Source organism: Candidatus Flexifilum breve, from assembly GCF_016713355.1.
The window spans coordinates 37,574-51,292 of record NZ_JADJPI010000009.1 but is presented as its reverse complement, the minus strand read 5'-3'; the positions used below and the strand labels follow the sequence as shown (position 1 = coordinate 51,292).

Here is a 13,719-nt window from a genome sequence, read left to right as displayed (position 1 = left end):
CTGCTCATGCGTGAATTCACAGTCTTTGACCGTTCGATCATTGAATCGTTAGGCTTGCATAGGCACAAGTCCCCAACAGGAGAGCAGAAATGACGGCTACATCCCCTCAAACCGGTTATGCTCCGATCGATGGTCTGAACATGTATTATGAGCTGCACGGTACCGGCAAACCGCTGGTAGTGCTGCACGGGGCATTCATGAGTACCATCTCGATGGGCGGCCTCATCACCAGTCTGGCGCAGACGCGGCAGGTGATCGCCGTGGATGCGCAAGGGCACGGACGCACCGCTGACCGCGCCGACCGTCCGCTGACCTTCGAGCAGATGGCCGACGATGTCGCCGCGCTGCTGGGCGCGCTGAAGATCCCGCAGGCCGATATTCTCGGCTATTCCATGGGCGCCACGACCGCGCTGGAAGTCGCCGTGCGGCATCCGCAAGTCGTCGACAAGTTGGTGATCCTGTCTGCGCCCTTGATGCCGTCGGGCTGGCGCGCAGGTGTGCTGACGGCTATCGCCTCGCTCACGCCCGATTTATTCGTGGGCAGCCCCATCGAAGCGGACTACCAGCGTTTCGCCCCGCATCCGGAGGACTTCCCGGCACTCGTGACCAAGATCGTGCAGCTTGATACGGCGTCCCATTCTGGCGTGTCCGCCGCGACGATTCAGGCGCTCACATCTCCCACGCTGACCATTATCGGCGACTCGGATGGCATCGATCTCAATCACGTGATCGAGATGTTCCGGTTGTTGGGTGGGGACATCAATGCCGATTTTCGTCCGCTGCCGAAGTCGCAGCTCGCCATAATCCCCGGCGCGCGCCACACCGATATCCTGACGCGGCTGGAACTGCTGACGCCGATGATCGTCAATTTCCTGGATGCGCCCCTGAGTTAACCCCAGCCAGTGTCAAAAGCTTCACCCGCGCGTCTCGGTGAGGGGATGCGGGTCGCCGCAAGCCTCGGTTGTTTAACCCCCACCTCCAAGGGTGGGTGGATTTCGGCGTGCGCCCACTGTTTTCAGCCTGCGATCAGCCTCTGTTCACCAAGCCATAACTTCCAATCGGCGCATGATCGGCTAAAATGACGTCGGTTGCAAACATGCAGTGATGAGGCACTTATGAAATTGGCACGCTTGATCCTCTTGATCGCGTTGATCTCCGCCTTCGCCCTGACCGTGCACGCGCAGGAGGCGACTCCCGAGCCGACCGCTATCGCGTCCCTGCCCGCCAGCGCCCGTTTGGACGGCTTGACGCTGGTCTGGCAAGACATCAACCGCTGTTCGGCGGCGGCGCTCTCCATCCAGATTTCCTATTTTGGCCCGTACGTCTATGACGCGGCGGTGCGCGACCTCAACCCGAATATCGACGATGTCGCCGTGCGCTTTGACGAGATGATCCGCTTTGCCGAAGACTACGACCTCAAGGGCGTCGAACGCATCGGCGGCACGCTGGACATGCTCAAGGCGCTGGTCGCCAACGGCTTCCCGGTGCTGATCGAGAACTCGTACTTTGACGGCGCAGGCGGCTTCAACGATTGGATGGGGCATAACCGCGTGGTCATGGGTTATGACGACGCGCAGCAGGTGCTGCTCACCTACGATCCGCTGCTGGGCGCGGGCGAGGGGCAGGTCGGGCGACCGATTCCGTATGCCGATATTGATGAACGCTGGCGCACCTTTAACCGCGATTATCTCGTGCTGTATCGCCCCGAAGAGGAAGCGCGCGTAATGCAGGTGCTCGGCGATCAGTGGGATGCAGCGGCCAACGCCGAATTCGCGCTGGCGCAGTCGCAGGCTGAACTGGACAGCGGGACCTACGATTCGTTCACTTTGTTCAATATGGGGTCGTCGCTGGTGGTGCTCGGTCGCTACGAAGAAGCCGCCGACTACTTCGATCAAGCGCGGCAAAATGGGCTGCCGTGGCGTATGTTCTGGTATCAGTACGGCGCATTTCAAGCCTACTACAACGTCGGGCGCTACGACGACATGATCGCGCTGGCGCAGGAAGTGATCGCCACGACCGAGGGCGTCGAAGAAGTCTACTACTATGTCGGGCTGGCAGCAGAGGCACTTGGTGATTTTTCACGAGCCGCGAACAATTATCAGGTAGCAGTTTGGCGGAATGAGAACTTCACGCTGGCGGCGGAAGCCTTAGCCCGGGTGCAGGGATCTTAGCTTTTGTGAAATTGTGACAAAAACCACTGGCGAAATTTGGCGAAAACCCCCTGTTTGGCCTTTGTGGAAACATGCTAAGATGCGGCGTCTTTAGTTAACAATCAACAGGATGCTTGATCCCATGACACTGCGTGACTTTCTCGAAATCCCGTATGACGAACTTGAGGCGCTTAACCTTGCCGCCAAGAAACAGCGTCTAGATCGCGTCCCGACCGAACAGATTCGCGACGAACGCCTGAAGTATCTGGCTGACGAAAAGCGCATCAAAGCGGTGACGGTGTGCTTCACCGACCTCGAAGGTCGCCTGCACATGTTGGATTATGACAAAAAGTTCCTGCTCAAGTCGTGGGATAACCTGACGTTCGACGGTTCGTCGGTGCGCGGTTTCTCGGCGCAGGCGGAATCGGATCTGCGTCTGGAAATCGACTGGCCAGCGTTCTACTGGCTGCCCGCCGACATCTTCGGGCCGGGCAAAGTGCTCGTCTTCGGTGAAGTGCTGGAACGCACGGGCGAACCGTACCCTGCCGATATGCGCGCCACGCTCAAGGCCTACATGAAGCACCTGTACGACACCAAGGGCATGGTCTGTAATGCCTCGAACGAAATCGAAGGCTTCCTGTTCAAGGGCAAGAATGCCGAACAGGAATATGTCAATACGGGCAAATTCGAAATTGTGACCACCGGCGGGTACTACCACTCGCTGCCCGGCGACCCCCTCCGCACGTTCATCGACGTGGTGGCGGAAGCGCAGCGCGCGATGGGTTTCGCCAACGAAAAGGATCACCCGGAAGTTGCGCCGTCGCAGTTTGAAATCAACTACTCGTACACCGAAGCCGCAGTCGCCGCTGATCAGGTGCAGTTGTACAAGCTGATCTGCCGTCAGGTGGCGCGCCAGAACGACATGACCGCGTGCTTCCTGCCCAAGCCGATCACCGGCGTGAACGGCAACGGCATGCACACCAACCTGTCCGTCTCGCAGAACGGCAAGAACCTGATGTGGGACGCGAACGGCAACGAAAAGCTGTCCGAGTTCGGCTGGAACTTCATCTACAGCGTGCTCTCCAGCGCCCTCGACATCTGCCTCGTGCTGAATTCGAGCGTGAACAGCTACCGCCGCCTCGACCCGCACTTCGAAGCGCCGAACCAGATCAAGGCCTCGGCGGTCGACCGCGGTTCGATGGTGCGTATCCCCTACGGCAATGAAAAGTCGGCGCGCGTGGAAGTTCGTTCCATCGCTCCGGATGCCAACCCGTATCTGGCGCTGTACAGCATCCTGCGCACGGGCATTGAAGGCGCGATCAACCCGCAGCTGGATCAATCGGCCATCCTGCCCGATAATATCTACGATGCCATCGACTGCTTCGCGAGCAGCAGCTATACAGCTCAACTCCTCGGCGAGGGCGTGCGCGACAAGTTTGCGGCGCTCAAGGAAGCGGCGGCGGATCGGTCCCCGCGTCGTTTGGGGACGCTGATTAAGTCGTCCGAGATCCAATATCACCATGAGGTTCAGAATCAGTTCCTGTGGAATTTGTTCTAAACTAAGCAGCTATCTCGACTTGGAGAGGACGAGGCGTGCCTCGTCCCTACGGCAGCACATGCGTAGGGGCGAGACGGGTCTCGTCCTTTTTGCGCGCCTGCTGAGTTTGCTCATCGCCAGCCTGTTGATCGCGGTCGGCGGCGTCACCGCGCAAACCAGCGACCTGACCGCGGACCACGTTCGGTTGGTCGAAGGCGTCGGCGACTTCGGTCAGCCGACGCTGACGGCGGTCGGCGAGATCGTCAATGCAGGCGCAGAGGCCTACGCGAACCTGTTCATCACCGCGCAGGCGTTTGACGCCAGCGGGACGCAGGTCGCGGAGGGTTACGGTTTCCTCGTCAACCAGTGCAACGTCGGTGTGCCGCTCGACTTCGCCTTGCAGCCCGATCACCGCCAGCCGTTTACTGCCCCGCTGGAACTATTCGAAGCCGACGCATCGATCGAAACCATCGAAGTGATCGTGGAAGGCGAAGCGGTCGAGCCGCTGCCGCCCCCCGCAGCGATCAACGGCATCACCCGGTTGAGCGACGAAGAGATCGCCGCCGTCGAATGGGATGCCAACGGCGAGTTCTTCCGCTTCGGCGTCGGCTGCCCCAGCGAACTGTTCACCGAGTGGACGTGGGGCCGCGTCGATTTGCCCGATCTGGAAGTCATGCCGGAAGCGCACCCCGCCGCCGAGTTTGTGACGCCGGAACTCGCGGAACGCCTCGGCCTCAATGAGTCTGATTTTGCCCGGTCAATGCTGCGTTTTGCCCCCAACGGCGACCGCCTGATCTTTCAGGATGAGATCAACGACGTGATCACCGCCGCGCCGGATGGTCGTTTCGCCCGCCTGCTCTTCAACGATCAGCACAACCGCACGCTGCAAGGCATCCACTGGCTGCCGGAAGAACGCTTCCTCGCATACTACTACGGCGCATATGGCGACCCGGTCGGCTTCTTCACCGCCGACGCGGAAGCGCGCCGCATCAGCCCGGATGTGCGCAACAACCCCTTCTCGGAGATCGTGCCGGGCGCGTCCGTTGATGGTCGACGCGTGGTGCTCGCGGGGACCTTTGACGACGAGCGCGGCTACTTCCTGTACGTGACCAATAACGACTTCTTCGAGCTGCTGTTCAACGCCGAGCCGCCGGGGAACAACTACCCCGCGCCGATCCCGCTGGTGGAGGCGGAGAGCGATCTGGTCGACCGCGTGTACGTCGCACTGGAGACGGATGATGGCGCGGAGCTGGCCTGCTTCAACCGCGACACGGGCGACCTCATCCCACAAACGCCGCTCCCGCTCGATCTGGCGCAGGAAGAACGCGCTGATTGGTGGATCGCGCCGGACGAGCAGAGCCTCGTGCTGGCGGCGACGGGCGCGCACGGCGGTCTATGGTGGATCGACCTCACCGCGCTGCCGGGGTGTGGGTAACGAAAACCTGAGCAACCAAGCTCCTCGTTTGTGCGTATACATGACAAACAAGTGAGGGGATTCAGCACATGGCTCAACGTTCGTGGATGGACGCGCTCACCGATGGGCAGATTCTACGCGACTGGGTGTCGCTCTTCGGCAGTCTGTGGTTCAGCCTGTTCTACATCACGCTGCTGGCGCTGGGCTTCGGCGTTGGCGGCAGCCTGTCGCTCATCCTGATCGGCCTGCCGCTGCTGCTGTTCACGCTGGCGGGGACGCGCACGCTGGCGGCGATGGATCGCAAGCTCAACGCGGCGATCCTCGGCCTTGACGATGAGCCGGATACGTGGGATGACATCGACCCGCGCGGCGCGAATCTCGGCGAACGCTTGGGTATGTACCTCGGCAGCGGCGTGACGTGGCGCAGCCTGATCTATCTGCTGCTCAAGCTGCCAATCAGCGTGATCGCTTTCACCCTCTCCATGCTGATTCTCATCCCGCTGGCCGTCGAAGTGCTCATCCTTGCGCCGCTCACCATCGACATGCGCCTGATCAGCGTGCGGGCGCTGCACTTCAGCGCGGTCAACCTGCACAAGCTCAATACGCTGATCCTGCCTTCCCCCAAAGGCAAGCGCCGCCCCAGTCGTCTCGAACTGGTCGAAGCGGAGGAACCGCGTTACGTGCTGGACGACGACGGCGAAATTTATATGGCGAAGCGCAAGGTGGAGCAGTAAGTGCGCAGCATATGAGTGGCGTTTCTGAGGTTTGCGGACGCGATAAAGAGGATGTCCAAAAAGCACACAGTTATCTCGATAAGAACGGTTTTTGTAGGCCGACGCAGGAGGATATTTCAGAATCGGCGACATGCACAACAGGATGCAGGCTAAGAGACAAAAGCCGTCGAAACAATACAGTAGTGTTCGTGACGCACCAGCAAACGGCGACAATTGAACAACCAAGCGAACGTTCGCGCTGGGGTTGGGTGCGGATAGGGCGGCGCTGAGGTGGGCTGCAGGAGTGAATAGCCGGGAGTCGGCGGTGCTCCCGATTGGCGGTGCTATCACCCCGCGCAGACTCCGTTTTCGCTGTACACTGTGAAGTGCATCTGGATCTCGTATTTGGAGTCGCCGCATGACTCTTGATTATTTCATCCGCGAAGCCACCCCCGACGACGCCGCAGCCCTCATCGCCTATATGAAGACCCTGGCAGATGAGCCCGACAACGGCATCACCTACTCGTCCGCTGCCGAATTCAACTACACCGTCGAAGACGAGCGGGAAATCTTACGGAAGCATCAGGAGGCCGAGAACAGCATGTGGTTGGTCGCCGTGACGCTGGATGACGAGATCATCGCCAGTGCCAACGTGACCGGCGGACCGCGCGTGCTCATGCATACGGTCGGCATCGGCATCAGCGTGGCGCAGGGCTGGCGGGATCGCGGCATTGGCACGGCCCTCTTGGAGATTATCATCGCATGGTGTCAGGCCAACCCGATCATCCGCCGATTGGAGCTCAATGTGTTCACGCACAACGCCCGCGCTATTCATGTCTACGAAAAAATGGGTTTCAAGCATGAAGGAATCCGTAAGGAGGCGTATTACAAAGACAATAAATTCTTAGACGCACATGTGATGGCGATACTTTTCACGCACGATTAGCCATTCTCTGTACGTTCTTGGGAAGAAATTCACATCAGCTTTACCTTTGTCGAGGATTCCGCAACGCTTCTGCCCCTACACTAAGAGTGTAGTGAAGCAGATCGACGGGTAACAGCATGATTCATACCGAACACATCAATCTCCTGCGCGAATTCTTGAAACTCGTCGGGATTCCCGCGGATGTCGCGCCCACCGAAGACCGCCACTGCTTGATCACCATTCCGGCAGAAGCGTACGAAGAACAACGCGCGTATATCAATGCATGGTTCACCCCTATTGCGCTCGAAGAAGACTACATTGTGCTGACTGAACGGATGCGCGGGGCGGGCGATTCGGATTAAGCGTCCCTCTACAGGCTGATATACCGCGTCGGGATCGCGTAGGGGAGTCGTATGGCACTTTTACGGGTTTCGGCGCGTATGTATAACAGACTTGTACAATCCGGGGGACATCATGAGGAGACTGCTACCACTCCTCGCATTTGCATTACTCGTCATCAGTTGTACGCTGGGAACACCTCCGCCGACCGCCACACCGACCACTGAACCTTCCCAAGCGCCGGTATTCATCGACGCGCGCACAAGCACCGCCACCACACCGACCACTCAGCCCGCCGCTACCGCCACCACCGCACCGACCGCCGTGCTGCGCCCCAACTGCGTTATCCGTACCGATTGGTTCGCGTATATCGTCTACCCCGGCGAAACGCTGGGGCGCATTGCCACGCGCTCCGGCACGACCGCGGCAGTGTTGGCGAATGCCAACTGCCTTGCCAACCCAAACCTGATCTACGCCGGGCAGGTCCTGCGCGTGCCCGTGCTGCTGCCCGTCATCACGCCGACCGTGCCGGGGAATCAGAATGCAGGCATCGTCGTGCCCAGCCCGTATGTGCGCATCTACAATGGGCAGTATGAAGTGCTGCCCGATACCAACATCGCGCTCGTCTGGCAGATCACGCCCGCCCGCACCTTCACCCGCGTCGATTTCTTCCTCACGCCGACCGGGACGGGCACGACGCCCACGCTGATCGGGTCGGATACTTACATGGCGGATGGCATCTCGATCAACTTCTTCGTGCCGCGCGGCTTGCTTGGCTATGTGCATGCCATCGCTTACTACGGCAGCGGCATCGTCGGCGGGACGGCGCAGCAAACGCTGATCTACGCAGGCGCAGTCGTCAGCCCGCCGGTGATCGTCGGTGGGACGCTGCTGGATGTCGCGCCCAACCTCGGCCTGAACAATAACACCTATGTGGTGCAGACGGGGCAAACGGTGACCATCAACTGGGCGGCGACCTTCCCGTCAGAAACGCTCCGCGTGGAGTTCTACCTCATCCCACCGGGGCAAACGAGTGGCACGCTGCTCGGCACCGATTACAACCTCGGCGATGGCGCGCAGGCCGTATGGACTGTGCCCTCCGGCGCACAAGGGACACTGCGGGCGCTGGCGATCTATTCCGGCGGCTTTGACCCCGCCGCGAGCAGTGAGTACTACGTCGTCACCGAAGCGGTGCAGTAGCGTGATGAAAACACTCGCCGCTGGGCTGGCCTTGTTTCTGCTCATGGGCTGCGCGCTGACGGATCTGCTGCTTCCGTCGGGCGCGCCCTCCGTGCCACCGATGACGCCGACCTACACGCCTTACCCGCCCCCCCCCCCCCCCCCCCCCCCCCCCCCCCCCCCCCCCCCCCGCCCCCCCCCCCCGCCCCCGGCCCCCCCCCCCCGGAGATCACTTATGCGCCGCCGATTCCCACCTACACCCTGACGCCGATGACGGGCGTGTATCAAGCGTTTGAACAGGGTTTCATGGTGGTTATCGAGGGACAAAACTGCCTTTACGCCTTCGCTGATGGGATTATCATTCCAGAGGCACTCTACAGTTTGGACATGGGCGCGTATCACTACTGCGTCGAATTCGCCGGACTGCCGCCGGTTCCCGCCGACGCGCCCGTCGATCCGTTTGGTCGCGTCTGGGACTACTATCCGGAGATGCGCGCCCGTTTAGGGGTGGCGGTCGGCGCGCCAGAACGCTACCACGCGACCATTCCACGCTCCGAGCCAATTGTGATGGGCGGTGTGTTCTACAGCGGTATGGTGACGCTGCCCGACGGTCGCCAACTCTACTGCGGCACACGCGGCGCTACCGCGGGAAGATGCGAGGTCAGAGCTAAACACCTCACCCGGCAGGACAGGTTTTCGGGCGGAACGGCTCCGTGCGTGGACAGAGTGACGCCGGGCCCCCCCCCCCCGGAAACCGGTGGGGGCGGGGGGCCCCCCCCCCCCCCCCCCCCCTCTCAATTCAGAGAGACCCTTTTGAAGTCCCCTCTCCCTGTGGGAGAGGGGATGGGCGTGAGACCGTGATTACCCGCGGGTGGGTTGAGGTCGCGCTTAATCCGCGATCTGTTCCAGTTCTTCGCCCTTCTTGAGCAGGCGGCGGTAGGTGGCCTGCAAGGTGAGCGCATCCGCCGTGTGGAACGGGAGCGGCGCTTCCACGCCGACCGTGCCGCCCACCCCGAAATCAATGAAGGCTTGCAGCAGCTCGCGGTAGCGCATGTCGCCTTCGTTGAGCGGCACGTGCTCCTTTTCGCCCTTGGCCGTGTAGGCAATCGAGCTCATGTGGAAGTGCATGCGCTTGAGGCCGTCTTCGCCGAGGCCGTCGCGCACCCGCTGGAGCGCGTCCGCGAATTCGTCATAGCTGTTGAACGAGCCATCACCCGTGCGCGCGTGCAGATGCGCCCAATCGATGCACGGCATGACCCCCGGCACATCCCGCGCCAACTGGATCGTCTCGTCGAGCGTGCCGAACATCGCGCCTTTGCCCATCGTCTCCGGGCGCAGCGTGACGTTGACGCCTTCCTCGCGCAATATCCCCGTGATTTCGATCAGCTTTTGCTTGCAGCGCTCGTAGACCTGTTCCGGTGGCTGGCTGTGGTAGCTGCCGGGGTGGAACACGATGTCATACGCGCCCGCTTTGAACCCGGCGCGCGCCGCCGCCAGCAGCCGTGCGTCGCTCTTGGTCATCAGTTCTTCGGTCTGGCTGTTGAGGTTGATGAAGTAGGGCGCGTGCACGCTGAGCGAGATGCCCGCCTTTTCGCTCGTCGCCTTGATCAGCGCGCACGTTTCGTCGGTGACGCGCACGCTCTGCGTCCATGCGATTTCCAGATGGCTCATGCCGAGTTCGCGCATGTGCAGAATCGCGGCGGGTGTGCCGCTCTCGCGGGCGGTCTGCGGAGCCCCGACCGTGCCAAAGCGGAGAAATTCATTCGGGTAGGTTTCCAAAGCGACAAATCCCCATTCCTAGCGTATAGTTGATCAAATTCTAGCACATGGGAGAGAACGTCGTGCTGCATCTCGCCTTATTTCGCCAGCGCGCCCTGCTGATGGCGGCGGCCGCGGTGGTCATTGTGTTCATCCTCTGGAATGTGCCAGCGTTCGATTTCTTGATGTATCCGCTGCGCCTGTTCGTGACGTTTGTGCACGAAGCCGGGCACGGCCTCGCCGCGCTGATCACCGGCGGGCGTTTCGATCATTTTGTCGTCTACTCCAATGGCGCGGGCGTCGCCACGACGAGCGGCGGTGCGCGCTGGTTCATCCTGCCGTCGGGGTATCTCGGCGCGGCGGTCTTCGGGGCGCTCCTGCTCTATCTCGTCAACACGCTGCCTTTTCCTAAAACCCTCGCGCTGACCGTGGCGCTGTTCCTCGCCGTGATCACGCTGCTGTTCACCGATCTGCTGACGACTGCGTTTCTGGTCGGGCTCGGCTTCGCCGTGGTACTCGTGCTGATCTGGCGTTTCGCGGATCGCGGGTTCGCCATGCTGATTCTGAACGTGCTGGCGATGATCACCGCGCTCAACGCCGTGCTCGATCTGTTCTCGCTGGTCGACAACAGCGGCGCGACGCTCGGTAACATCAGCAATGACGCGGCGGCCTTCTCGCGGGAGATCGCGCCGCTGGTGCCTCCGGTCGTGTGGGCGCTGCTGTGGTGCGCCATCGCGGCGGCGCTGCTGCTCGCGGCGATCTACTACGGCATTTTGCGCCGCATCAAGGCAGTGTAAACGTCCAAACAGGACGATAATGGGTAGAAAATGAGCATATGGCTGACTGCGAACACAACCATCTGTCTCGGTTCCCTGAATGTGGGGAATGGCGACCCAGGATAGGTTTTTAAATGTAGGGACGAGGCATGCCTCGTCCTCAGTGGAAAATAGAACCAAAACCGCGCCGAATAGGGTCTCGACTACTTAGTTTATGGGAATGATTTATTGGTGGATTAGCCAATCCAGAGGGGGAAATAGGACGAGGCATGCCTCGCCCCTACAAATCGTATGGCACAGGAAACCCATGTTCCATTGCGAAGTATGAAGAACTTACCCCTGTCATGGATCAAAAGAAAACGCCCAAATCAAACAATTGCTCTTATAAAAAGGTAACCTGATGACCACGTCCAAAACCATGCGCGCCGCCGTCCTCAAAAGCTACAACGGGCTGCTGACCGTCGAGGAGCGCGACATCCCTACACCCCGTTCCGGCGAACTGCTGATCAAAATCGCCGCCTCGCCCATCAATCCCAGTGATGTCATGTTCACCTATGGCATGTACGGCATCCGCAAGCCGCTGCCCGCCATCCCCGGCTTCGAAGCCTCCGGCGTGGTCGTGGCCGTCGGCGCGGGCGTCGACCCCGGGCGGCTCGGTCAGCGCGTGGCCTGCTTCGCCGGGACTGACGACGGTTCATGGGCGGAATACATGCGTGTTCCCGCGACCAATACTTTCCCTGTCGCCGATCACGTCAGCGATGAGCAGGCGTCGATGATGCTCGTCAACCCACTGACCGCCCGCGCGTTGGTCGACATGGTCGAAGGGCAGCACGCCTTCGTGCAGACTGCCGCCGCCTCCGCGCTCGGCAAGATGATCCAGCGGCTGGCCAGCGAACGTGGCCTCGCCACCATCAATATTGTGCGCCGCGGCGAAGCGGTCGCCGAACTGCAAGCGCTCGGGGCGGAGCATGTGCTCAACAGTCACGACGCCAACTTCGAAGAAACGTTTCGCGATCTGGCCAAATCGCTCAATGCGCGCCTGTGCTTCGACGCGGTCGCCGGTGAGCTGACCGGACGCCTGCTGCACCTCATGCCGCGGGGCAGTCGCATGATCGTGTATGGTGGTTTGAGCATGCAGCCCGTAACCATCGGCCTCGACGATTTAATCTTCCGGCACAAGCAGGTCGAAGGCTTCTGGCTCTCCACCTGGATGCCGACGCTCTCACCCGCACACCTCCAGAGCATCTGGCAGGAAGAGCAGACGCATATCGGCGGCACGTTCAAAACAGACGTGCGCGCGCGCTATCCCATCGACCAGATCGCCGAAGCCTTGGCGGAATATTCGGCGCATATGTCCGGCGGCAAGGTACTGATTACGCCGTAATTGCGTCAATTTTCACGCAATCCATCCAAAGACGGATCCGCGCCGGGGCAAACCTGCGTATGCTGTACCTATGCGGACTGCACCACAAGTAGACCGGGGGAAGCATGACGACACGCGCGCTCGTGATCGGCGGGAGCATGGCGGGGCTGTTGAGCGCCCGCGTGCTCAGCGACCACTTCGACGAAGTGACCATCATCGAACGGGATCACTACCCGGAAATGCCCGAGGTGCGCAGCGGCGTTCCCCAGGCCCGCCATGTCCACGCGCTGCTGGCGCGCGGCGAAGAGATCATGGAGCAGTTGTTCCCCGGTCTCGGTCTAGATTTCGAGCGCGCCGGGATGATCAAATATGAGTGGGGCACCGACTCGGCCTATCTCACAGCGGGTGGGTGGCTCAAACGCTTCAACACCGGCATCCACACGCACATGGGCAGCCGCGCGCTGGTCGATTTTGTCATCCGCCAGCGACTGATTCAGGATTGCCAAGTCAAATTCCTCGAAGGGCAGCAGGTCGATGGACTGATCGCCGCGGCGGATAACGGTCGGGTGATCGGCGTGCAGATGACGGAGCGCGGCGGGGCGCGGACGCAAACCACACTCACCGCCGATCTGATCGTCGATGCCAGCGGACGCGGCTCCAAGGCGGCGGACTGGCTCACCAACCTCGGTTACAACGCGCCGGAAGAGAGCACCGTCAACTCCTACGTCGGCTATGCGACGCGCTGGTACGAAAAACCGGAAGATCCCTCTATCGACTGGCGGATCATGTTCATTCTGGCGCGACCGCCGCACATCACGCGCGGCGCAGCCATTTTCGAAGTGGAAGGTGGCCAGTGGATCGCGACGCTCGGCGGCGTGAGCAAAGACTACCCGCCGCTCGACGAGGCGGGTTGGCTGGAATACAGCAAAGGCTTGCCCACCGATGCGTTCTACGAGGCGGTCAAAAACGCCAAGCCGATCAGCGACATTTCCGGCTACCAGCGCACGCAGAATCACTGGCGGCACTACGAAAAACTCGACCGTTTTCCCGATGGCTTCCTGATCGTGGGCGACGCCGTGTGCGCCTTCAACCCGATCTACGGGCAGGGCATGACGATCGCCGCGCTGGACGCGCTCCTGCTGGATCAGACCTGCAAATCCAAGCGCATCGGGACGCCGGGTCTCAGCCTGAAGTTCCAGCGTGACCTTGGCGCGAGCCTGCAAACCGTGTGGCTGATGGCGACCGGCGAAGACCTGCGCTACCCGGCGACCGAAGGCTACACGCCAGACTTGATGACGCGCCTGCTGCAGAAGTATGTGGATCAGGTGGGGCGCATTTTGCCCAACGACGAAGCCGTCGCGCTCGCGTTCATCGACGTGTCGAACCTGCGCAAACCGCCGACCTCGCTGTTCACACCCGCCATTATGGGCAAGGTGCTTCGGCAGGCGCTGACCCCACGGCCGCCCGCCCTCGGCGGACGCGAATCCGCGCCCATGCCGCGGCTGATACATGAGTAAATTGTAATCTTATGTAAGAGTTGGGCGCTCTACGGGTACTATTAAGTG

General features: G+C 61.0%; 12 protein-coding genes. 11 read left to right on the top strand and 1 reads right to left on the bottom strand.

The genetic code is table 11. The features are described from left to right. The first annotated feature begins 89 nt into the window (after positions 1 to 89). The 8 genes from IPK17_RS09070 to IPK17_RS09035 all read left to right on the top strand — a co-directional run bounded on the left by IPK17_RS09070 (position 90) and on the right by IPK17_RS09035 (position 8,278). Positions 90 to 893 (top strand): alpha/beta fold hydrolase, encoded by an 804-nt coding sequence (locus tag IPK17_RS09070; RefSeq protein ID WP_343417370.1) that lies wholly within the window; start codon positions 90 to 92, stop codon positions 891 to 893. A gap of 222 nt (positions 894 to 1,115) precedes the next feature. Next, positions 1,116 to 2,171, top strand: coding sequence for a C39 family peptidase (locus IPK17_RS09065; RefSeq protein ID WP_343417369.1), 1,056 nt, complete (start codon positions 1,116 to 1,118; stop codon positions 2,169 to 2,171). Positions 2,172 to 2,292: 121 nt separating this feature from the next. Continuing rightward, positions 2,293 to 3,708 (top strand): glutamine synthetase family protein, encoded by a 1,416-nt coding sequence (locus IPK17_RS09060; protein ID WP_343417368.1) that lies wholly within the window; start codon positions 2,293 to 2,295, stop codon positions 3,706 to 3,708. Positions 3,709 to 3,766: 58 nt separating this feature from the next. Continuing rightward, positions 3,767 to 5,122, top strand: coding sequence for a hypothetical protein (locus tag IPK17_RS09055; RefSeq protein WP_343417367.1), 1,356 nt, complete (start codon positions 3,767 to 3,769; stop codon positions 5,120 to 5,122). Positions 5,123 to 5,190: 68 nt separating this feature from the next. Beyond that, positions 5,191 to 5,835: a sensor domain-containing protein gene (locus tag IPK17_RS09050; protein WP_343417366.1), complete on the top strand. Its 645-nt coding sequence runs from the start codon at positions 5,191 to 5,193 to the stop codon at positions 5,833 to 5,835. A gap of 397 nt (positions 5,836 to 6,232) precedes the next feature. Then, on the top strand, positions 6,233 to 6,760 hold the full coding sequence (locus IPK17_RS09045) for a GNAT family N-acetyltransferase (RefSeq protein ID WP_343417365.1): 528 nt from the start codon (positions 6,233 to 6,235) through the stop codon (positions 6,758 to 6,760). Between the two features lie 116 nt (positions 6,761 to 6,876). After that, positions 6,877 to 7,101, top strand: a complete 225-nt coding sequence (locus IPK17_RS09040; RefSeq protein WP_343417364.1) for a hypothetical protein — start codon at positions 6,877 to 6,879, stop codon at positions 7,099 to 7,101. A 112-nt stretch (positions 7,102 to 7,213) separates the two neighbouring features. Beyond that, the gene (locus IPK17_RS09035) at positions 7,214 to 8,278 is read left to right on the top strand and encodes a LysM peptidoglycan-binding domain-containing protein (RefSeq protein WP_343417363.1); all 1,065 of its coding nucleotides are present in this window, start codon (positions 7,214 to 7,216) and stop codon (positions 8,276 to 8,278) included. An 867-nt stretch (positions 8,279 to 9,145) separates the two neighbouring features. Here the strand turns inward: IPK17_RS09035 and IPK17_RS09030 are convergent. Beyond that, a complete protein-coding gene (locus tag IPK17_RS09030) occupies positions 9,146 to 10,036 on the bottom strand; it encodes a TIM barrel protein (protein WP_343417362.1) in 891 nt (296 codons plus the stop codon). A 62-nt stretch (positions 10,037 to 10,098) separates the two neighbouring features. Between IPK17_RS09030 and IPK17_RS09025 the strand changes: the two genes are divergently transcribed. The 3 genes from IPK17_RS09025 to IPK17_RS09015 all read left to right on the top strand — a co-directional run bounded on the left by IPK17_RS09025 (position 10,099) and on the right by IPK17_RS09015 (position 13,671). Continuing rightward, entirely contained in the window at positions 10,099 to 10,812 is a 714-nt protein-coding gene (locus IPK17_RS09025) for a M50 family metallopeptidase (protein WP_343417361.1), read from the top strand. 379 nt (positions 10,813 to 11,191) lie between these two features. Then, positions 11,192 to 12,175 (top strand): zinc-binding dehydrogenase, encoded by a 984-nt coding sequence (locus tag IPK17_RS09020; protein WP_343417360.1) that lies wholly within the window; start codon positions 11,192 to 11,194, stop codon positions 12,173 to 12,175. Positions 12,176 to 12,279: 104 nt separating this feature from the next. Beyond that, positions 12,280 to 13,671, top strand: a complete 1,392-nt coding sequence (locus IPK17_RS09015) for an NAD(P)/FAD-dependent oxidoreductase (RefSeq protein WP_343417359.1) — start codon at positions 12,280 to 12,282, stop codon at positions 13,669 to 13,671. Positions 13,672 to 13,719 lie beyond the last annotated feature (48 nt).